The organism is Vibrio sp. Y42_MX_L11 (assembly GCF_024181785.1).
Classification (GTDB): Bacteria; Pseudomonadota; Gammaproteobacteria; order Enterobacterales; family Vibrionaceae; genus Vibrio; species Vibrio diabolicus.
In genome coordinates, this window is sequence record NZ_JAMZAP010000006.1 from 123,541 (window position 1) to 143,645 (window position 20,105).

Annotated in this window: 20 protein-coding genes and 1 tRNA gene; 13 read left to right on the top strand and 8 right to left on the bottom strand. The window is 45.2% G+C overall.

Going from position 1 to position 20,105, the window contains the following annotated elements; genetic code table 11:
- Positions 1-10 precede the first annotated feature (10 nt).
- Together NL643_RS08555 and NL643_RS08560 are read right to left on the bottom strand one after the other, a co-directional pair.
- Positions 11-460, bottom strand: coding sequence for a DUF411 domain-containing protein (locus tag NL643_RS08555; protein WP_012842060.1), 450 nt, complete (start codon positions 458-460; stop codon positions 11-13).
- Positions 461-481: 21 nt separating this feature from the next.
- A complete protein-coding gene (locus NL643_RS08560) occupies positions 482-3,211 on the bottom strand; it encodes a heavy metal translocating P-type ATPase (RefSeq protein WP_253644269.1) in 2,730 nt (909 codons plus the stop codon).
- A gap of 479 nt (positions 3,212-3,690) precedes the next feature.
- On the opposite strand from NL643_RS08560, the gene chiP reads away from it, so the two are divergent.
- The 4 genes from chiP (at position 3,691) to NL643_RS08580 (ending at position 8,740) form a co-directional block, all read left to right on the top strand.
- Positions 3,691-4,812: a chitoporin gene (gene chiP, locus NL643_RS08565; RefSeq protein ID WP_006743034.1), complete on the top strand. Its 1,122-nt coding sequence runs from the start codon at positions 3,691-3,693 to the stop codon at positions 4,810-4,812.
- Between the two features lie 125 nt (positions 4,813-4,937).
- On the top strand, positions 4,938-5,531 hold the full coding sequence (locus NL643_RS08570; protein ID WP_012842058.1) for a DUF2057 domain-containing protein: 594 nt from the start codon (positions 4,938-4,940) through the stop codon (positions 5,529-5,531).
- A gap of 178 nt (positions 5,532-5,709) precedes the next feature.
- The gene (gene gltX, locus NL643_RS08575; RefSeq protein WP_046874282.1) at positions 5,710-7,137 is read left to right on the top strand and encodes a glutamate--tRNA ligase; all 1,428 of its coding nucleotides are present in this window, start codon (positions 5,710-5,712) and stop codon (positions 7,135-7,137) included.
- A gap of 640 nt (positions 7,138-7,777) precedes the next feature.
- Positions 7,778-8,740: an OmpA family protein gene (locus tag NL643_RS08580; protein WP_006743033.1), complete on the top strand. Its 963-nt coding sequence runs from the start codon at positions 7,778-7,780 to the stop codon at positions 8,738-8,740.
- 113 nt (positions 8,741-8,853) lie between these two features.
- Here the strand turns inward: NL643_RS08580 and NL643_RS08585 are convergent, their stop codons facing one another.
- The 3 genes from NL643_RS08585 to NL643_RS08595 all read right to left on the bottom strand — a co-directional run bounded on the left by NL643_RS08585 (position 8,854) and on the right by NL643_RS08595 (position 11,025).
- Complete coding sequence (locus tag NL643_RS08585; RefSeq protein WP_031780328.1) at positions 8,854-9,360, bottom strand: hypothetical protein; 507 nt, start codon at positions 9,358-9,360, stop codon at positions 8,854-8,856.
- Between the two features lie 277 nt (positions 9,361-9,637).
- Positions 9,638-9,714 (bottom strand) — tRNA-Arg (locus NL643_RS08590).
- Positions 9,715-9,891: 177 nt separating this feature from the next.
- The gene (locus NL643_RS08595; protein WP_005393145.1) at positions 9,892-11,025 is read right to left on the bottom strand and encodes a flagellar assembly protein FlgT; all 1,134 of its coding nucleotides are present in this window, start codon (positions 11,023-11,025) and stop codon (positions 9,892-9,894) included.
- A gap of 169 nt (positions 11,026-11,194) precedes the next feature.
- Between NL643_RS08595 and NL643_RS08600 the strand changes: the two genes are divergently transcribed.
- Both NL643_RS08600 and flgP read left to right on the top strand, forming a co-directional pair.
- On the top strand, positions 11,195-11,833 hold the full coding sequence (locus NL643_RS08600) for a FlgO family outer membrane protein (RefSeq protein ID WP_005382013.1): 639 nt from the start codon (positions 11,195-11,197) through the stop codon (positions 11,831-11,833).
- 9 nt (positions 11,834-11,842) lie between these two features.
- Positions 11,843-12,274, top strand: coding sequence for a flagellar assembly lipoprotein FlgP (gene flgP / locus NL643_RS08605; protein ID WP_005393144.1), 432 nt, complete (start codon positions 11,843-11,845; stop codon positions 12,272-12,274).
- A gap of 112 nt (positions 12,275-12,386) precedes the next feature.
- Here flgP and flgN read toward each other — a convergent pair whose 3' ends face one another.
- The 3 genes from flgN to flgA all read right to left on the bottom strand — a co-directional run bounded on the left by flgN (position 12,387) and on the right by flgA (position 14,017).
- On the bottom strand, positions 12,387-12,812 hold the full coding sequence (gene flgN, locus NL643_RS08610) for a flagella synthesis protein FlgN (RefSeq protein WP_046874280.1): 426 nt from the start codon (positions 12,810-12,812) through the stop codon (positions 12,387-12,389).
- Between the two features lie 27 nt (positions 12,813-12,839).
- Positions 12,840-13,154, bottom strand: a complete 315-nt coding sequence (gene flgM / locus NL643_RS08615; RefSeq protein ID WP_005382018.1) for a flagellar biosynthesis anti-sigma factor FlgM — start codon at positions 13,152-13,154, stop codon at positions 12,840-12,842.
- 116 nt (positions 13,155-13,270) lie between these two features.
- Complete coding sequence (flgA, locus tag NL643_RS08620) at positions 13,271-14,017, bottom strand: flagellar basal body P-ring formation chaperone FlgA (protein WP_005393139.1); 747 nt, start codon at positions 14,015-14,017, stop codon at positions 13,271-13,273.
- A 76-nt stretch (positions 14,018-14,093) separates the two neighbouring features.
- Between flgA and NL643_RS08625 the strand changes: the two genes are divergently transcribed.
- From NL643_RS08625 to flgF, 7 genes are all read left to right on the top strand, one after another.
- A complete protein-coding gene (locus NL643_RS08625) occupies positions 14,094-15,020 on the top strand; it encodes a chemotaxis protein CheV (protein ID WP_005382022.1) in 927 nt (308 codons plus the stop codon).
- A gap of 11 nt (positions 15,021-15,031) precedes the next feature.
- A complete protein-coding gene (locus NL643_RS08630) occupies positions 15,032-15,859 on the top strand; it encodes a protein-glutamate O-methyltransferase CheR (protein WP_005382024.1) in 828 nt (275 codons plus the stop codon).
- Between the two features lie 307 nt (positions 15,860-16,166).
- On the top strand, positions 16,167-16,562 hold the full coding sequence (gene flgB, locus NL643_RS08635) for a flagellar basal body rod protein FlgB (protein ID WP_005382026.1): 396 nt from the start codon (positions 16,167-16,169) through the stop codon (positions 16,560-16,562).
- A gap of 5 nt (positions 16,563-16,567) precedes the next feature.
- Entirely contained in the window at positions 16,568-16,981 is a 414-nt protein-coding gene (flgC, locus tag NL643_RS08640) for a flagellar basal body rod protein FlgC (RefSeq protein WP_005393132.1), read from the top strand.
- 17 nt (positions 16,982-16,998) lie between these two features.
- Positions 16,999-17,709, top strand: coding sequence for a flagellar hook assembly protein FlgD (gene flgD / locus NL643_RS08645; RefSeq protein WP_005393125.1), 711 nt, complete (start codon positions 16,999-17,001; stop codon positions 17,707-17,709).
- Between the two features lie 30 nt (positions 17,710-17,739).
- Positions 17,740-19,053, top strand: a complete 1,314-nt coding sequence (flgE, locus tag NL643_RS08650) for a flagellar hook protein FlgE (protein WP_005393123.1) — start codon at positions 17,740-17,742, stop codon at positions 19,051-19,053.
- Between the two features lie 289 nt (positions 19,054-19,342).
- Positions 19,343-20,092, top strand: coding sequence for a flagellar basal-body rod protein FlgF (gene flgF / locus NL643_RS08655; RefSeq protein WP_005382031.1), 750 nt, complete (start codon positions 19,343-19,345; stop codon positions 20,090-20,092).
- Positions 20,093-20,105: the final 13 nt, after the last annotated feature.

Here is a 20,105-nt window from a genome sequence, read left to right on the forward strand (position 1 = left end):
GGCTTTCTTGTTATTTGTCGTTGCCTTCGTGGTGGCTATATTCGAACACTTGGCCTTTTTCGTTAAAGGCGTAAACAGTGTAGCTGTCTTTTTTATCGCCATACTCCATACCAGGGGAACCCATTGGCATGCCCGGTACCGAGAGCCCTTTTGCGTTACGTGGTGGATTTTCTAAGAATGCTTTAATGTCTTCGGCTGGAATGTGACCTTCGAACACATAGCCGTTGATTTCTGCTGTGTGGCAAGAGTAAAGCTGTTCGTTCTTGATGCCTAGATCGCGTTTTATGGCGTTCATGTCATCGTGCAATTTCTCTTCGACCGTAAATCCGTTCTCTTCCATGTGTTTTGTCCATTCACCACAGCAGCCGCAGTATGGCGATTTGTGGTTAATGACATCAGCTGCCAATACGTTGGCGGATGCGGTCGCAAGCATTGCAAAGGTCAATAATTTCAACTTCATAATAGCCTCAAATATAAGTGGTTATTTTACTGAAAAAAGTCGTAGTCGATTTGCATTACTAACGACAGTAATAGATGACAGCGCCATTGCCGCACCTGCGACAACTGGGCTGAGCAAAAATCCAAATGCAGGATAAAGTACGCCTGCGGCAACAGGGATCCCCAGTGAGTTATAAACGAAGGCTCCAAATAGGTTTTGCTTCATGTTTTTAAGTGTAGCGCGCGACAGTTCAATCGCATGTACCACCGCCATTGGTGACGTGTTAAGGATGGTCATTTGCGAACTTTCAATGGCGACATCACTGCCGCTACCCATTGCAATACCAAGGTTGGCTAACGCGAGAGCAGGGGCGTCGTTAATGCCATCCCCCACCATTGCCACAACATGGCCTTGGGATTGAAGTTGCTCAATGTGCTGAGCTTTCTCATCTGGCATTACTTGAGCGATTACTTCATCAATACCAAGTTCTTGACCGATAGCGTTGGCTACGTGTTGGTTGTCACCCGTTAGCATTACCGTTTTGATGCCTTGCGATTTTAATGCAGAGAGCGCTTGTTTTGCATCCGATTTGATTGGGTCAGCAATGGCGATCAGGCCGACTAACTCACCATCGAGCGCAACGGCAACCGGAGTCCATGCGTTCTGAGCACATTCGTCAATTTCATCCTGAAGAGCCTCTGTTGCAACGTTTTCCGCTTGCATAAATTGAAGCGAGCCAATAAGCAGCGGTTTACCTTGATACGTTGCCAAAATGCCGCGCCCACGAACGTTTTCAAATTTATCGAGAGTCACTTCTTGCGTGTCGTGCTGATTAGCAAAGTCGCATACCGCTTTTGCTAGTGGGTGCTCTGACTGACGCTCGGCGGCGTACGCCAACCCCAACAGCTCTTCTTGGCTGGTGGTGTGAGTAAACACTTGCTGCACACTTGGTTTACCTTGGGTAAGCGTGCCTGTTTTATCGAACACAACCGTATCTATTTTACTCGCTAGCTGCAGGGCATCAGCATCTTTGATCAAAATGCCGAGTTCTGCGGCTTTACCCACTCCCACCGTAACAGAAAGTGGGGTTGCTAAGCCTAGAGCACAAGGGCAGGCGATGATAAGTACGGTTGTGGTGACCACCAGCATATAGCTCGCTTTTGGCTCTGGGCCAACGGCAAACCAAACAAGCGCGGCCAGTATTGCTATGCCTACAACGACAGGGACAAACACCGATGAAATCTGGTCTGCCAGTTTAGCGATGGCGGGCTTGCTGCTCTGAGCGCTGCGCACCATACGAATAATACGTGCGAGCATCGTATTTGCGCCGATTCCGGTAGCCTCTATAGTGAGAGAGCCGTCGGTATTCAATGTCCCTGCGGATACATGTGCCTCTTGTGCTTTTAATACAGGAACGGGCTCACCTGTTAGCATGGACTCATCGATATACGATTCACCATTGATTACCGTACCGTCGACGGGCACTTTCTCTCCCGGCTTGATACGTAACTTCATTCCTAAAGTGATTTCTTCTACCGCGATTTGTTTATCACCTTGCTCAGTGATGACGGTCGCTTGTTGAGGCTGTAAGTTCACCAAAGCCTGAAGCGAGCGCGTTGTGTTTGCTTTCGCTTTGGCTTCTATATAGTGGCCAAGTGAAATCAAACCAATGATCATCGCGCTGGCTTCGAAGTAAACATGACGAGATGCCATTGGGAACCAATCTGGGAAAATCACCACAAGCATAGAATAGAACCATGCTGCGCCAGTACCGAGCGCAACTAAGGTATCCATCGTGGCGCGCTTGTGAGTGGCCGCTAACCAAGCGTTACTAAAGAACTGCTTTCCGGCAGTGGCAAGCAGCAGCAAACACACAATACCGATCGCGCCCCAAACCAATTGGTCATTGGTGTTGCGAATCATCATGTTGCCACCAGCAACACCCCAAATCATCAAAGGGGCACCCACAACAAGGCCAGCAATTGCATCCAACTTAAAACGTTTTTGCTGTTGACGTTGTTGCTGCGCTTGCTTTTCTTGCTGTGTCGCGGCGTCTTGTAAAACCTCGCCTTGGTAACCCGCTTGTTTGACAGATTGCAAAATAGATTGATGTAACGAATCTGAGTCTTCAGTCACAAACACCAGTGCGCTTTGTTCTGCGAGGTTTACCTGAGCTTTTTCAACCCCTTGTACATTAGTAAGGGCTTTTTCTACTGATGCGACACAGCTTGCACAGGTCATACCTTGAATCAACATCTGTAGTTGAGCCGTGCCTGCTGGTTGCTCGTCAGGCGCTGCTTGGTCGCCTTTTTCGCTTTGATGTGTCTGGCTTTGGCGTTGATCGGGAGTGATTGCCTTGTGCTCTTCAGCAACTGAGTTATCAGTAACAGCGCTATTGTTGGCCGTATAGCCCAAGCTGGCAACTAGCTCAATGACTTGTTGCTCGGAGAGTAGGGTACGAATCTCTAAGTGCGTTGTTGAAGCCTCGAAAGAAATAACGTCTTGATGAGAGTCTAATAAAGACGAGAGTTTTTTCACACAGCCGCCACAGCTTAAGCCTGAAAGGTTTAACTCGTACTGATTTCCTGCTTGGTAACCAAGAGATTCAATTGATGAAACAAGCTCTTTAAGCGAGGACTCGGTTTTGACCTCTACTTGCGTTGGGGACAAAGTGAGGATCTCTACATCGTGATTCGCATGTAAAGCACTCTCAACTTTTCTCGCACAGCCCATGCAGTTGAGCCCTGATAAAGGTATGACAAACTGATACATAATCTGCACCTCAATAATAGTGATACATTGAGCTTAAACCTTCCTGCAAGGGTAAGGTCAATACCCATTTTTTGCTCTCAACAATTTCGTCAAAATCGCTTGAATCACAAAAGTTCACTGCCATTTTACTTGCGAGTGATCTCAAGGTTTTTTCTCTCTGAATATAAAGTTCCGTTAAAACACCTAAAAGATGAATGAAGTCGCTCACGCTTTTGAGATGCTCTCAATGTCAGTTCAGTGTCAAAAAGTGCTTTTAACGTTTTTGATTTTTTATATTTAAATTTAAGTTTTTGATTTTTAATTGATTATATTATTTTTGATCTTCTCATTTTGAAGTCGCTCAGATTGCTGTAGGGAAAGTTTTTTAGTGCGAAAAAAGTTTGTCATATTTGCCCCGTCCAAACATTGTTTCAAGTTCCTGCCATGTCCTAGTTAGCGAATTTGAAAATGGAAAAAACTAAAAAATATAGGGGTTAAAAATGTCTTACCTAAAGAAAAGCCTACTTGCTACGGCAATCACAGGCATGATGTTCAGTGGTGCTGCATTTGCTGATGGTGCAAACAGTGACGCAGCAAAAGAGTTCCTAACCAAAGATTCATTCTCTTATGAAGTTTACGGGATCATCGCGATGCAGGCCGCGTACCGCGATTACGATTCTGGCAACAAAGCAACGGACGATGATCTAGGTGGCATGCAGCTAAACAACGAATCTCGCATCGGTTTCCGTGGTAAAAAACAATTTGCTAACTTCGGTCCTACTTTTATTTGGCAAATCGAAGGTGGTTACGTTGACCCTAGCTTTGGCGGCGAGGGTGCAGGTCTTGGTGAACGTGACACATTCGTCGGTTTTGAAAGTGCATCTTGGGGTCAAGTTCGTTTAGGTCGTGTATTAACACCGATGTACGAATTGGTTGACTGGCCTGCATCTAACCCAGGTCTCGGTGACGTTTACGACTGGGGTGGTGCAATTGGTGGTGCTAAGTATCAAGACCGTCAATCAAACACCATTCGTTGGGACTCGCCAATGTATGCGGATAAATTCTCTCTAGATATTGCGGCTGGTGCCGGTGACAAAGCGGGTCTGGGTGAAGGTGATGACTACTGGGGTGGTATCGCAGCGCACTACAAAATTGGTCCAATTCAGTTAGATGCCGCATACGAGGGTAACCGTAACATTAAGATGGAAGGCCAAACGTGGGAAAACAACACATACTTGGTGGGTGCTCAAGGCTGGTTTGATAACGGTATTTCTTTCTTCGCGCAATACAAATACATGGAAGCTGACGCAAGCAACGGCGTGAGTGAGAAGCAAGACGCAATGTCTGCCGCTATCATGTACACCACTGGTGATTGGCAATACAAACTGGCTTACGCAGCGAACTTTGATCTAGAGCGTGATGGTAAGACAATTAACGATACAGCAGACGATGTACTATCTGCACAAGTTATGTATTTCGTAGACCCATCGGCAGTGCTTTACGTACGTGCTCGTACTCTAGACTTTGGCGACGGTGCATATCAACTGGATAAACCAACAGAAGCGCGTTGGAAATCTGCAGACTACGATGAGTTCTCTGTGGGTGTTGAATACTACTTCTAATAAAGAAGCAGCTAAAAGGGCGGAAACGCCCTTTTTGTCTTGATACTGATTCAAATAAGCCTTTGGAATGACTGGCCTGTAAGTTTTAGAGGCTTATCTAAATTGGTATAAAGTGAGAAACCACGATGAAAAAAACAACGACACTTCTCGGACTTTGCGCAATGCTTTCTGCGCCAGCTTTTGCTGCTCAACTGACTCTGCAAGCTGAACTGGTTCCTCGCGTTCTCAACGGTGAGTTCGTGTACCCTGAGTGGATTTCCAAAAATAACAGCATCGAGCTGAAGGACGGGGAAAATCAGTTGGCGGTGACGGTTGGACAAATTGTCTTTGAAGATGGCAAGCGCCGTAAGTTCGATTCGCAGCCACTGGTATTAGAGTTTGAAGCAGAAAAAGACGCCGAGCTATCGCTGACTTACAAAGCGTTCCGTACCATCGAAGAAGCGAAAGCCTTTGAACTCGATCCAAAAGTGGTATTGAAAGACAAACACGGAAAAGAAGTGGCATTCTCTATGGTTCAACTTCGTAAAGGTGGTTTGCAAGGTTTTCGTGATTACGAGCGAGAAGTGGCTGACTATAACAATGCAATGAACAAAGAATCGACCAAGGCAAGCATTGCGTCTTCTCCGGCGGAAACCAAAACAATCAAAGCATCGTTTAATGAGTTAAGCCGTGAAGAGCAGCAAGAATTTATGCAATGGGCGATGCGTAACCTGAAGTAATTTTGTTCTGCACTTTAACAGTAAATAGGAGGGCAGTACCTTTATTGGTGCTGCCCTGTTTGTATTTCTGGTGTCAAACCGATTGTAGAATTGACTTACGGTGGTAAAATGTCGCCACTTTTACCCTTGACATTACAACGAGAGATCTCTCGTTGCTCATTACCCCTAAGGAACTCAAATGACGGTTAAAACTCGTTTTGCTCCTAGCCCAACTGGCTATCTACACGTTGGTGGTGCGCGTACTGCACTTTACTCTTGGCTATACGCTAAAAACCAAGGTGGTGAATTCGTTCTACGTATCGAAGATACAGACCTTGAGCGTAACTCTCAGGAAGCGGTTGATGCAATTCTTGAAGGCATGGAATGGCTAGGCTTGGAGTGGGATGAAGGTCCTTACTACCAAACTCAACGTTTTGATCGTTACAACGAAATGGTTGATAAGCTTCTTGCTGAAGACAAAGCTTACAAATGTTACGCGTCTAAAGAGCTGCTAGATGAAATCCGTGCAGAGCAAGAAGCAAATAAAGAAATGCCTCGCTACGATGCTAACCATCCAAAAATCAAAGCAGCAAACGAAGCGGCAAAAGATGGCGATCCATGTGTTATCCGTTTCCGTAACCCGAAAGAAGGCAGCGTAGTATTTGATGACCAAATTCGTGGCCGTATCGAAATCCGCAACGATCAAATGGATGACCTAATCATTCGTCGTACTGACGGTTCACCTACTTACAACTTCTGTGTAGTAGTGGATGACTGGGACATGGGTATCACTCACGTTGTTCGTGGTGAAGACCACATCAACAATACGCCTCGTCAAATCAACATCTACGAAGCACTAGGTGCGCCAGTACCAACGTTTGCGCACTGTGCAATGATCTTAGGTGATGACGGTGCGAAACTGTCTAAGCGTCATGGTGCAGTATCGGTCATGCAATACCGCGATATGGGTTACTTGCCTGCAGCACTAAACAACTACCTAGTGCGCCTAGGTTGGTCTCATGGCGACCAAGAAATCTTCTCTCAAGAAGAGATGATCAACCTATTCAGCCTAAACGCAGTATCTAAGTCAGCGTCTGCCTTCAACACGGACAAACTGCAATGGTTGAACAACCATTACATCAAAAATTCAGATCCTGCGTACGTTGCAGAGCACCTACAATGGCACCTAGATCAACAAAAACTAGACGTAACGAATGGTCCTGCTATCACTGACGTGATCAAGCTAGTGGGTGAGCGTTGCAACACGCTGGTTGAGCTAGCTGAGCAAATCCGTTACTTCTACGAAGATTTCTCTGAGTTTGAAGCGGGCGCAGCGAAGAAACACTTACGCGGTGTGGCTAAAGAGCCTCTAGAGCTTGCTCTAGCGAAAGCTGAAGCACTGACCGAGTGGACAACAGCAAACATCAAAGATGGCGTTATCGCTGCAGTCTGTGAAGAGCTAGAAATCGGCATGGGCAAAATCGGTATGCCATTACGTGTTGCTGTAACAGGCGGCGGTCAGTCTCCTTCTGTAGATGCAGTAATGGAACTGGTTGGCAAAGAGCGTTGTGTTGCTCGTATTAAGATGGCGCTTGAGTTCATTGCTGAGCGTGAAGCAAACGCATAATTGCTTTGAACTAAACGTTCTTTTGAATAAATAGTCACAAAGCCGCGGTAAACATCCGCGGCTTTTTTGTATCTGAACCTTAGATAATGAGAAATCTTCTCATATGTCGGTGAAGGATGTGGTATTTAGGACCGTAATTAACCTAGGTATGGATAAGATTTTTTAATCCAAATATCTTTGTCGAGAATAAAAAGTGAACGGTTATATATCAAATATATGTCTGATTTTTATCCATGATCCTTAAAGTTCCCTTTTTGTTGTCTCATTTTTAAGAAAAAACTTTGCTTAAGTTGTAGTGTTCCAGAAAATAAAGCAAACGTTTGCGTCGTGATTGTGTGGGGATTTTTTTGCTTAAGATCACATGTTGTTGAGATTTTTGATGACAATAAATTGACAGAATTGGGATTTTTCTCGCGATTTCTTAGCGTTATAGTTCACCCCGTCAGTGATACCGAGATGGCGATATGTATCACTGAACAGGAAATGTACGTAAGTAGCTTCCATAAAAAAAATGCATGTGCATAAAAAGAAGCTGACTAAGTATCTCACTCAAGGAATGAATAAAAAGAATTGAAATACAACGTCAGTCAGACGGCGCATTTCGGCATCTAACAAAAGAACTTCTTTAGAGGAATCAATAATGAAAAAATTAGCAGCGGTAATTTCAGCGTCTCTACTTATGGCTTCAGCAGCACAAGCAGAAGTATACGTTGGTGGTAAGATGGGTAAGTCATGGATGGAAGACGCGTGTGTAGCGGGCCAGGCTTGTGACAAAGACGACTCTACTCTTGGCGCTTTTGTTGGTTACGAAATGAATAAATACTTCGCAGTAGAAGCAGGTTTCGACAACATCGGTGATTTTAACCAAACTTCTTTCGGTGGCCATGTAGAAGCAATCACTCTTGCACCTAAATTCAGCCTACCAATCACCGAAGACATCGCACTTTACGGTAAAGTGGGTGGCGCTTACGTAATGTTTGATGGCAAAGATGATTACTCTTACCTAGGCGCAGCTGGCCTTGAGTTCAACCTAAGCCAAAACGTAACTGCTCGCGCGGAATACCAAACTCTGACTGATATCAGCAACGATGTAACTCGTGCGACAGGTAACACAGCAACACTGGGTGTTTCTTTCAAATTCGGTGGCAACGATGAGCCAGTAATCGTAGAAGAGCCAGTTGTTGTTGAAGAAGTGGTTGTAGAAGAAGTCGTAGAAGAGCCAGTAGTTGTAACGAAAACATTCGAAACTCAAACAATCGGCACTGGTAGCTTTGATCTAAACAGCACAACTCTAAAACCAGAGAGCGCTGCAAAACTTGATAACCTGGTTGCTTTCCTAAACGAGCACCCACAAGCGAACGTTGAAGTTGTAGGTTACACAGATACTTCTGGCCCAGCAGCTTACAACCTAAAAGTTTCTGAGAAACGCGCTGAATCTGTAGCTAACGCACTTGTTGAAAAAGGCATTGATTCATCACGTATTCAAGCGCGTGGCGAAGGTGAAAACAACCCAATCGCTTCAAACGACACTCGTGAAGGTCGTCAGCAAAACCGTCGCGTAGAAATCGTTGTTCCAGAATTTGAATACCAAGTTCAGCAATAAGCTTCTATCCGACCGTAGTGTAGAAGACTAAAGCTGAAAGCCCCAAAGAGTTCGCTCTTTGGGGCTTTTTCATTTCTATTTGAAACGGACTGAAAAGCTAAAAACGGTAAACATCACTTGAGGTCAATGCTGTTTAAGCGCCCCATGAATGTTAGGATTTCCAAGTTGTCTTTATGTGCTTCTAACAACGCTTTTTTGGTTTGCATGTAGGCGGCAAGCTTGCCGTATTTACTAATAGAGCGAACCACCGTTTTGTATTTGTAGTCACCGTCATCATTGAACTCTCGCCACTTAGCGATGTAACACGTATCTCGGTTATCTGGGTTTTCAAGAGTGGGGTTAGGCTTGTGAACAATTTTTGGCTCAACGCTGTGTGGGAGTCTGGTCATGAGGTAAGGATCCTTCAAAAGACGTCGCCAAAATTTGCCCCACATTTGCCGGCCTAATTCGTTTCTCAGCTTAATGGCTTTTTGTAAGCCTTTCTTTTCTCCAATACGAACAAACCCAACCGAGCGGTGCAATACCGTGTCCTCGGGGGTATGGATATGAATCTTAAAGGCAGTCTTGCCTTTAGAAATAAAGCGGTGTCCAGTGTTAGTTATTAAATTGCTCTTAGACATAGTACTAACTAATAATTTTATTAATAGCTAAAAGGGTAAGCAAAACTCATAGATAATTAAAGTAATAAAATACAAAACTGTAAATAGGGCTTGTTGAAATGATTTCAAGGGGAAGAGGTCGGAACAGTAAAAGGTTTTATCTCGTCGAGTAAAGGAGCGAGGCGATCATATTGATTACTGAGGAAATTGTTTCACACGTTACTTGGAAACGCTCTGTGAAGCTCGAAATAGTGGATACAAAAAAGCCTTAGCTCAAGTGGGAGCTAAGGCTATGATATGGCGCCCCCAGTAGGATTCGAACCTACGACCTGTCCCTTAGGAGGGGACTGCGCTATCCAGCTGTGCCATGGGGGCGTAATACCAATAGTTGCAGTTCATTGAACCGTTTTACCGAATGCAAACCTAGCAACTTTGTTTAGGTCTTTATCAGCATCACTTTGAACGACTTACTACGGTCATTGGTATAATCAAATAAGATGCGCTGCCTATGATATTCAAAAGTGAGCATATCTCAAGACTTAATGTTTGCTTTTATAGGATCTTGTTCATTACGTCGCCAATTTGAACACTAGAGGCTAAATTTGGCTGATCAATTGTCAGCTCGGCTTCGTGTTCGTATATACGAGATACCGTCAATGTAATTTCACTTTGCGATACTTTATTTCTTGGTAATCCGTTTTGGTCGATAAATGATGCGGTGTGCCAAAGCTGCAATTTGTCTCCCTCTTTTACGCCATGCATACGGCCGAGATCCATCGTTACTGTATTGCCGAAGACAGCAACGACCTCTGGCAGCGTAATTTTGCAAGACAGCTCTGACTCTAGATCCAGCATGATATTGCGACTAACGCGTAGCATCATCTCGCCATAGGTCGACGCCCAAAAGCGCGCACTGCGAGTATCTACTTGGCTCGTTTTGGCAAATGGCCAACGCGCCACTTCACGGTAGGCTTTGTTGAAGACTTCATGGCCAGTTTTACCATCAAATACTTTCATCTCTAACGCAAACTGACGATTGATGATGTCATCTTGCAGTAGCTGAGATTCGACTGTCGCAGTGAGATCGGTAATGACTCCCCCAATGATGTATTGTGCGCCGTTGTCTTGCGCGATCATTTGAGTACGAGCGGGATAGTTACTGCTAATTGAATAGTCCGTTGTACCCACAGACACAAAGCTGCGAGAGGTTTGATCCAGCTGGCGATTCACCACGCGGCTAAAATCGTCACCCACTTGGTAAATCTGCCCCATCACCGCTTGTTGTGGTGAGGCAACCTCAATATTGCCGACAAGGATCGTCTTTTTGTATTGATCGGTGTGGCAACCCGTTGCCGATGGATAAATATCGACGCGAATTTTTACTTCGACTTTACCTCGGCGTTTACGCTCAGACTCGACCAAAATGTAACGGACTTCATGGTTGGTAAACTGGTACTCGTTACGGCTTTCCTCTAACAGCGGCATCAAATTGCTAATACTGCCAATATCTGCGCCCGAAAAATTGACGGCTTTGAACAGCGCGTCTTCCAACGCATGGAGCCTTGCGGTCTCTTCTGAAGAAACGATAGTGGCAACGCCTGTTACTTCATACCAAGATGCCATTACTTTAAAAGGCACAAGCATCACTAAAGTGATTAAAAACAGACTGTTTAATATTTTTTTCATTGATTACAACCGTTCGGGTATAAATATTGCTTTAACAATTTCAGTGAAGTTTGGTGGATTTTTCTTCGTTAGGCAAACAAAGAAAAGCAAAGACTGTTCCAATATTCACTTTCTTAGAAAGGAATTAATCAAGAACGGTATCACCTAAGATTATCTGGAGAATCAAACCATGAAAAAGTGGCTTGTCGCCGCATCGATGATGACGCTTCTGACATCGTGCGCGTACTCACCGATTTACAATGGTAAAGAACCGTACTCGGGAAGCCAGTTCATGCTTATGGATAGTCCACGTCATACGATGGACTTTTTCATTGAAAGCATGACCGAAGACCTGATGGTTTCTAATGTGGCGGTATCTGCGCGGACACCGATTGCGATTACCTCGTTTGTTGATCTACAAAATATGGATGCAACAAACTGGTTAGGTAACTCGGTCTCGGAAGGTTTTATCCATCAGTTCCAGCGCCGAGGGTTTAAAGTGGTTGATTTCAAAACTACGGGCTCTATCCAAGTGACGCAGCAGGGCGATTTTGCTTTAAGCCGTGATTGGCAAGATCTGGCGCAAGAGCAACAAATTCAGTATGTACTGACCGGCACGATGCTGCGCCAAGAGGGCGGGGTTTTGGTCAATGCACGTGTGGTCGGTATGCAGAGCCGTGTGGTTGTAGCAACGGCGCAGGGTTTCCTTCCGGCTGACCGTATTGGTCGTGACTTAGATACGTTAAACAGTATCCGTACGCAAGATGGCGTGTTGATTCGCTCAGACCCAACCATTCGTCAGCCGTACACTGTGATTCTGCGTCCATAGGATAGAAGCATGAAGAAGTTATTATTTATTATTGCCACACTGATATTAGTGGGGTGTCAGCCACTACAACAGATGCGTCAAGATGAAATCTTAGTGGCAGTGGGTTATGCGAGTGTCAGTGAGCAAACAGGCCGCACAGTAGAAGAAAAGCGCGTACGAGCAATGCGCGCATCAAAAATTGATGCATACCGTGAACTGGCAGAACAAGTGTATGGTATGCGTGTTAGTGGACGTGCAGAACTGCAAGACCAGCGTTTAGGTATTGAGAGCACTACAGGCGCGGTTGATGGTGTGATTCGCGGTGCAGAAGTTGTGCGTAGTTATCTTGTTGAAGACAGTTATGTGACTGAGCTGCGTCTTGATATTCGTAAAATGGATAAGCTACGTGATTACGGAGAAGTTCAACAGGTGCCTGAGAAGCGTCAACAAACCTTGTTCTAATGCCCTAAGCGCATTACTTCAGAAGACCAGATAATCTTTCCCGCGGCTGATTGGCAACAATGAGTCGCTTTTTTATATCTACATTCTAGAGATGGTGGGGTAGGAGTGACGTTTAGGCTTTTATATTGGTGCCAAGTGTCGAAATAGTGTGGGTTTTGCCACCGGCATTGTAGGTCATGCCCACTTTGCCATGAGTTCGCTGAAGCATGTTATTGAGTTTATTAAAACTCAGCTGTGCGCGACTAAGCGATTCACCATTTACTTTGTTGACTTGTTGACAGTCGAGGACGATCGATTGGATTTGAGCAACAACCTGACTTAGGTGCTCATCTTCAGTAAGTTGATTGACGTGCGGGTGAGAGGCGATTCGCTGATCAGTTGTTCTAAGCTGATCAATGAGTGTCATCTTCTGTTTGGCAATACTCTCAATCTCGGTAGAGACACGCGCAGTTATCGCTTGTGTTTCTTGACGCAAAACAGCAGAAAGTGCCTTAGCATTTTCTAGTTGGAAATTGACGAGATCGACTAATGCTGCCATAAAATACTTACCTTTGGCCTAAGTCAGTTAGCTTTTGCCTTGCAATTCGTTTTCAAACTTAATCATGTTGTCGGCCAATTTTTCAGGATCGACTTTGTATGAACCGTTTGTGATTGCCTCTTTGATTGCCGCCACTTTGGCGCTGTCATAGGCCGGAGAAGCTGCCATATCTTTTTGGAGTTTGCTAACGGCTTTGCTTTGCTGGCTGAGTGATACAGCGTCTTGTTGTGCGGGTGCTTTTTTCGATTCAGTCGTGCTGGTAGCATTGGAATCGTTACGCGCAGGTGCACGACTTGTCGTCGTCATCATTTGCCCTGAACGTATATTATCTATACCTGCCATGTTTAACCTTTGCCTTGTATCGTAATACTGGTATCCAGACTATCGACCAGTGCAAAAATAACTTTAGTCATTTTTTGCATTTTTATTGATCAGTTTAAACACGCTACCAGTGGGTGTTAAAAATTAACAGTGATTTCCGCAATGCCAGTCACTATGCCTTCTATTATACGCTGTGACTTATCATTTTTCACTCTTACTTGATCGCCAGCAGCACCATCTTGCAATGCTGTGCCTTGTGTGGTGATTGTCATGCCAGAATTCACCGCTTTAATTGTGACCTTTTCATTCCGGCAAACGACACAGACATCATTACGCTCAACAACATCACCTAAGCGAACGTTGCGTTTTAGCTTTGCGCCAACCACTTGATCGTAGTTAGAAAAGCCATCTTTGCGAAAGCGCTGCAGCTCGATCATAGAAGTGGTGACATCCGATGCGCTGACGATTTCTCCTCTCCCTAGCGTTCGTGTTGCGACGATCATTGGCACCGATACAGAGATCCGTACAGGCACATAGACTTTCCAGTCATCCGGTGGGCATTCCACTAGAACATTGATGTTGCTTCGAGTACTGCTGGTGGAAGAAGCTGACGTATCTAGGGGCACTGGGCAATCCGTTGCTTTTATTCTCGAGTCGATATCTGCCGCATTAACAGATAGCTCGCCACCATCAGGCTGATCAACTGTAGCAAGAATATGTTGTTCTGCTGCCGTTTTTATTTGCTCGATCTGATTATCTGAAGCTGAATGAACAAAAAAGCTAAACATACTGAGCAAAATGCCGATAGACTTAGCGTACTTTGTAATTAGCGCTCTACATATTGTCATAGTCAATGGTGTCGAAGTGAAAGTGAAATACGCCATACTGTCTCCCTGGTATCGTGCTTGCCAGTGGTAGAGTATCATTTAAAAACAAAAAGTTTGAGATGGAGATGAGCATATGACGGGGATTCTTGACTCGGTGAATCAGCGTACGCAACTCGTCGGTCAGAACCGATTGGAATTATTGACCTTTCGACTGATGGGCCGACAGCGCTACGGCATTAACGTATTCAAAGTGAAAGAAGTACTGCAGTGCCCTAAGCTGACTTCAATGCCAAATCTACACCCGCTGGTAAAAGGTATCGCTCATATCCGCGGCCATACCGTGTCCGTTATTGATTTGAGCCTGGCAATTGGTGGCCGCCCAACCACTGATCTGGATAAATGTTTTGTTGTTATCGCAGAATTTAACCGTACGATCCAAGCATTTTTGGTATCATCGGTTGAGCGTATTATCAATATGCATTGGGAAGCGATTTTGCCGCCGCCAGACGGTGCGGGTAAAGCGCACTACTTGACCGCAGTGACGAACATCGACAACGAGCTGGTTGAAATCCTTGACGTTGAAAAAATCCTGGCGGAGATTGCGCCGGTTGATGAAACGATGGATTCCGCTATCGGTGAAGAAATCGCGCAAGCAGAACAAGAAAAGCCTATTGTACGCCGTATATTGATTGCCGATGACTCGACTGTCGCGCGTAAACAGGTAGAGCGTGCGATTACATCAATCGGTTTCGAGGTCGTATCTGTCAAAGATGGCAAAGAAGCGTACAATAAGTTGATTGAAATGGCTCAAGAAGGCAATATCTACGATCAAATTTCGTTGGTTATTTCCGATATTGAAATGCCAGAAATGGACGGCTATACCTTAACGGCTGAAATTCGCAGACATGCCGATTTGAAAGACCTTTATGTTATCCTCCATTCTTCATTAAGTGGTGTATTCAACCAGGCTATGGTTGAGCGTGTAGGTGCCAATACCTTCATTGCGAAATTTAACCCAGATGAATTGGGTAACGCGGTTAAATCTGCATTAACACAATAAAAGAGACATTAATGACTGCTATTACAATCAGTGATCAAGAGTATCGTGACTTTAGCCGTTTTCTAGAATCGCAATGTGGCATCGTGTTAGGTGATAGCAAGCAATACCTTGTGCGTAGCCGACTGAGTCCTTTAGTGACGAAGTTTAAGCTAGCATCGTTATCAGATTTGCTACGTGATGTTGTTACAGGGCGTAATCGTGAATTACGAGTGGCCGCTGTGGACGCGATGACGACTAACGAAACCTTGTGGTTTCGAGATACTTATCCGTTCACAGTTTTAGCTGACAAATTATTGCCAGAAGTAGCGGCAAGCAAGCGCCCAATCAAGATCTGGTCTGCAGCCAGTTCATCGGGCCAAGAGCCGTATTCTATTGCAATGACGATTCTGGAAACGCAACAGCGCAAGCCGGGTTTGTTACCAAACGTGTCTATTACAGCAACAGACATTTCAGCAAGTATGCTCGAGATGTGTCGTGCAGGTGTGTATGACAATTTGGCTCTAGGGCGCGGACTTTCACCAGAACGTCGCCGCACCTTCTTTGAGAATGCGGACGGTGGCCGTATGAAAGTCAAAGACAACGTCAAACGTTTGGTGAACTTTCGTCCACAAAACTTGATGGACAGTTATGCACTGATGGGTAAGTTCGACATTATTTTTTGTCGCAACGTGCTGATTTACTTCTCACCGGAAATGAAATCAAAAGTGCTTAACCAAATGGCGAGCAGCTTAAACCCAGGTGGTTATCTGCTGTTAGGGGCATCAGAGTCGCTAACTGGTCTGACTGATAAATTTGAAATGGTGCGCTGTAATCCGGGTATCATTTACAAGCTTAAATAGCGGTATCTCTTCATTGATAAAAAGCCTGACCTCGTGTCAGGCTTTTTTTGTTTGCTGGTTTCCTGCCTTCGAGTGTTTCCACGTTTTCACTTGCTAAATTGAAGCGCGATTTTGCTTTGTTCCCTCATCACGGTGTATCTTTATTAAGTGAACAAAGTGAAACGACATGACATTCCAGTCACTTTGGCTCACTTATTGCTATTCCAATGGGTGATAGCTATTAAGTAGATAGAGCGATTTATATTTTTGGCATGATAGTTGCTTTTTGGTTATCAATCACGGTCAGTTCTTAATTGTAGAGGCAAACATGGCTATATCTTTTGACAATGCACTAGGCATCCACCAGCACACGGTGGGCGTACGTGAGCGCAATGCTGAGGTGATTTCCACCAACATTGCACAAGCCAACACGCCTGGTTACAAAGCAAGAGGTTTAGACTTTGCGAAGGAATTGCAAGCGGCAACATCTGGGGCAAGCATTGGTCTTAGTCGTACGGATGGTCGGCATATTCCTGCCACTACAACGTTGGTCGGGGACAAGCTATATCGTCTTCCTACGCAGCCTGATACGGGTGATGGCAACACGGTAGATTTGGATTTAGAGCGTAACTTGTTTATGCAAAACCAAATCAGACACCAAGCATCACTCGACTTTCTAGGCAGCAAATTCAAGAACTTAACCAAAGCAATCAAAGGGGAATAATTTAGATGAGCTTATTTAACGTTTTCAATGTGACAGGTTCCGCAATGAGCGCTGAATCCGTTCGTCTGAACACTACCTCAAGCAACTTGGCGAACGCCGACAGTGTCAGCAGCTCTGCGAAAGACACTTATAAAGCGCGCCATGCTGTGTTTGGTGCTGAGTTAAGTAACGCCATGCGTGGCGGTGATACGGTGCCAGTGAAAGTGATGGGTATTGTAGAAAGCGATAAACCGCTGAGTGCGGAGTACAACCCAGACCATCCCCTTGCAAACGAAGAAGGCTACATCTACAAGCCGAACGTGAATGTAATGGAAGAAATGGCGAACATGATTTCAGCTTCTCGCGCATACCAAACCAATGTGCAAGTAGCGGATTCTAGTAAACAAATGCTGCTGCGTACGCTGCAGATGGGTCAATAAGGATAAGGAGGTAGCGTATGGCCGGAATTAACAACGTTGGTCAAAGCGGCTTGTCCTATATCGACCAGCTTAAAAGTCTACAAGAGAGTAACAAGAAGACGGAAGAGAGCACGGGTAAGCAGGACCTAAAACAGGAAGACTTCTTATCATTGCTCACGAAGCAATTGTCTCAACAGGACCCTTTTAAGCCGGTAAGTAATGACCAGATGATTGCGCAAATGGCTTCATTTGCGACCGTTGATGGCATTGGCAAGATGAACACTCAGTTTGAGAGTTTGAACTCGTCAATGACATCAAACCAAGCGTTACAAGCTTCCTCTTTGGTAGGACGTGACGTATTGGTCCCAGGAGCGGCAGGTGTGAAGCAGGACGACGCGCCAATGGCGGCAATGGTTAAGCTTTCACAATCTATCGATAATCTGTTTGTTCGTGTAGAGGATGAAGCTGGCCAACTGGTTCGTACTTTTGAGGTAGGGGCGAAACCAGCCGGCGACACGCGTGTGCTTTGGGACGGTAAAGATGAAAGCGGAAATCCACTACCTGCTGGCAAATACAAAGTGAAAGCGTCTGGCTTGGTTGAAGGGGAGTCGCAAGAGTTCCCAGTATCGACATATGCCAACGTAAATAGCGTATTGCTCGGCAAAGGTGACGGAAACGTATTACTCAATCTGGCTGGTTTTGAATCGCCAGTTCGACTTGCAGAAGTATTGGAAGTTGGCAAAGCGTAGTCATAGCTCGCTAGATTAGGAGATTTTGGAATGTCATATGTATCTTTAAGCGGTTTGTCCGCCGCCCAACTGGATTTGAACACCACCAGTAACAACATTGCGAACGCCAACACGTACGGCTTTAAAGAGTCCCGTGCTGAGTTTGCTGATGTTTACTCTAACTCTTTATTTACTAACGCAAAAACCACGCCGGGTGGTGGTGCGCAAGCAAGCCAAGTGGCGCAGCAGTTCCATGAAGGCTCAAGCATTTACACCAACAACCCAATGGATCTGCGTGTTTCGGGTACAGGTTTCTTCGCCGTGGCGAAGGAGCGTTTGACTCCACAACAGAATGAACTGACACGTAATGGTGCATTCCATTTAAATAAAGAAAACTACATGGTGACCGCGAACGATGAGTTCTTATTAGGTTACCAAGTGGATCCAAGCTCTGGTGAGGTTTCTTCATACGAGCCACAACCTATCAATATTCCTGCTGAATTTGGTAAGCCAAAGCAAACAGCAAACATTGAAGTGGGCGTGAACTTGCCAGCAAACGGCGATTTGAAAGATCCGACTCAGTTTGATTTTTCAGACCCAGATACATACAACCGTTCAACTTCTTCGACTATTTATGACTCGATGGGTCAGTCTTACAAGCTAACGACGTACTACTTGAAAGATCAGACTCAGCCAAACACTTGGAACACTTACTACACCGTGACAGATAAAGAAGGCGAAAAGCCTTTAAATGTTGCGGCAGGTGATGCACAAACGCCAACAGGCCATGTGGGTCATACCATGAAGTTCAACAACGATGGTACGTTGGCGAGCTTGAACAATGGTCAGCCAATTACGTCTGTGGCATTAGGCGATCCGGCGACGAACACGACACCAGTCGATATGAATGGTGCCGATCCTGCGCAGACGCTTAACTTCGGTTTAGGCTCGGCAACACAGTTTGCTGCTCCGTTCGAACTGACTAAGTTCGATGAAGACGGTGCAACAACGGGTTTCCTAACCAAAGTTGACTTCGATGAAAACGGCAGCGTAATGGGGACTTACTCAAACGGTGAAAACGTCACATTGGGTCGTGTCGCGCTAGTACGTGTTCCAAACGAGCAAGGTCTAGATAAGAAGGGCGGTACGCAATGGGATTCAACTCAGTTCTCTGGTGACAAGATTTGGGGTGAATCTAACAAAGGCTCTTTTGGCACCATCAACAACGGTATGCTGGAACAGTCAAACATTGATATGACGCAGGAGCTGGTGGACCTGATTTCTGCTCAGCGTAACTTCCAAGCAAACTCACGTTCGCTAGAAGTGCACAACCAGCTACAACAAAATATCCTGCAGATCCGATAATCTGCATCATCAAGTTAGGCGAGCTTTCGCCGCTTGGCTTGATAACATCATGACATTCATCTGATGCTTAGCCTGAAAATACCTCAGTTCAGGTTAAGCATGCTTTGATCTCTGATTTGCCGCCGTTGCCGCCATGTGGATCAAAACCTTGCCCCTTGTTGCAGTTTTCTGCCACTGAAACCCCTCTTAATTTTTTGTTTCTTATTTAAATATTTGATAAATAAGCTCATTTTATGTTGGCATAACTATTGCTTTTACTCCGTGTACAGAGAAGTTTTTGGAGTAATTTATGGATCGCGCACTGTTTCTCGCAATGAGTGGGGCCAAGCAAAATATGCAGGCACTACAATTGCGTGCTAATAACTTGGCTAACGTAAGCACGACAGGGTTTCGTGCGGATTTAGCGCAGGCTCGCTCAATGCAGGCTTATGGTGAAGGCCATCCTTCACGTGTTTTCAGCATGACAGAGCGTCCAGGGCATAACTTTGCTCAAGGTAGCGTGATTACAACAGGGCGTGATCTGGATGTGACGATTGAAGGCAGCGGCTGGATATCGGTACTCGATCACACGGGTAAAGAAGGGTTGACCCGTAACGGTAACCTAAAAGTCGATCAAAATGGCATGCTTACTAACGCAAGTGGCCATTTGGTGCTGGGTGAAAACGATGCGCCGATTACTTTGCCTATTCCTCTCTCCAAAATTGAAATCGGTCGGGATGGCACCATCTCTGTGCTTCCTCAAGGTGCCCCGGCGGAAGAATTCCAAGCGGTTGATCGCATCAAGCTTGTTAAGCCTAATGATCAAAGCTTATTTAAAGACACCAATGGCTTATTTCGCCATAAAACTCCAAACCAACCTTACGAAGCAGACGCTACTGTTAGCCTCCAGACAGGAGCGATTGAAGGCAGTAACGTGAATGCCGTAGGTGAAATGACCGCATTGATTGACTTACAACGTCAGTTTGAAATGCAAGTCAAGATGATGAGCACAGCTGAAGAAATGGATAAATCTTCAGATTCACTGCTTCGTATGAGTTAACAGAGTTAGAGGT

Bases quoted from the DNA above. Each gene is read 5' to 3' on its own strand.
- NL643_RS08555 (WP_012842060.1), bottom strand. From the start codon at position 460: ATGAAGTTGAAATTATTGACCTTTGCAATGCTTGCGACCGCATCCGCC.
- chiP (WP_006743034.1), top strand. From the start codon at position 3,691: ATGTCTTACCTAAAGAAAAGCCTACTTGCTACGGCAATCACAGGCATG.
- flgF (WP_005382031.1), top strand. From the start codon at position 19,343: ATGGATCGCGCACTGTTTCTCGCAATGAGTGGGGCCAAGCAAAATATG.
- NL643_RS08580 (WP_006743033.1), top strand. From the start codon at position 7,778: ATGAAAAAATTAGCAGCGGTAATTTCAGCGTCTCTACTTATGGCTTCA.
- flgE (WP_005393123.1), top strand. From the start codon at position 17,740: ATGTCATATGTATCTTTAAGCGGTTTGTCCGCCGCCCAACTGGATTTG.
- flgC (WP_005393132.1), top strand. From the start codon at position 16,568: ATGAGCTTATTTAACGTTTTCAATGTGACAGGTTCCGCAATGAGCGCT.
- NL643_RS08630 (WP_005382024.1), top strand. From the start codon at position 15,032: ATGACTGCTATTACAATCAGTGATCAAGAGTATCGTGACTTTAGCCGT.
- NL643_RS08570 (WP_012842058.1), top strand. From the start codon at position 4,938: ATGAAAAAAACAACGACACTTCTCGGACTTTGCGCAATGCTTTCTGCG.
- flgD (WP_005393125.1), top strand. From the start codon at position 16,999: ATGGCCGGAATTAACAACGTTGGTCAAAGCGGCTTGTCCTATATCGAC.
- NL643_RS08625 (WP_005382022.1), top strand. From the start codon at position 14,094: ATGACGGGGATTCTTGACTCGGTGAATCAGCGTACGCAACTCGTCGGT.
- flgN (WP_046874280.1), bottom strand. From the start codon at position 12,812: ATGGCAGCATTAGTCGATCTCGTCAATTTCCAACTAGAAAATGCTAAG.
- flgP (WP_005393144.1), top strand. From the start codon at position 11,843: ATGAAGAAGTTATTATTTATTATTGCCACACTGATATTAGTGGGGTGT.
- flgA (WP_005393139.1), bottom strand. From the start codon at position 14,017: ATGGCGTATTTCACTTTCACTTCGACACCATTGACTATGACAATATGT.
- flgM (WP_005382018.1), bottom strand. From the start codon at position 13,154: ATGGCAGGTATAGATAATATACGTTCAGGGCAAATGATGACGACGACA.
- NL643_RS08595 (WP_005393145.1), bottom strand. From the start codon at position 11,025: ATGAAAAAAATATTAAACAGTCTGTTTTTAATCACTTTAGTGATGCTT.
- NL643_RS08600 (WP_005382013.1), top strand. From the start codon at position 11,195: ATGAAAAAGTGGCTTGTCGCCGCATCGATGATGACGCTTCTGACATCG.
- flgB (WP_005382026.1), top strand. From the start codon at position 16,167: ATGGCTATATCTTTTGACAATGCACTAGGCATCCACCAGCACACGGTG.
- gltX (WP_046874282.1), top strand. From the start codon at position 5,710: ATGACGGTTAAAACTCGTTTTGCTCCTAGCCCAACTGGCTATCTACAC.
- NL643_RS08560 (WP_253644269.1), bottom strand. From the start codon at position 3,211: ATGTATCAGTTTGTCATACCTTTATCAGGGCTCAACTGCATGGGCTGT.
- NL643_RS08585 (WP_031780328.1), bottom strand. From the start codon at position 9,360: ATGTCTAAGAGCAATTTAATAACTAACACTGGACACCGCTTTATTTCT.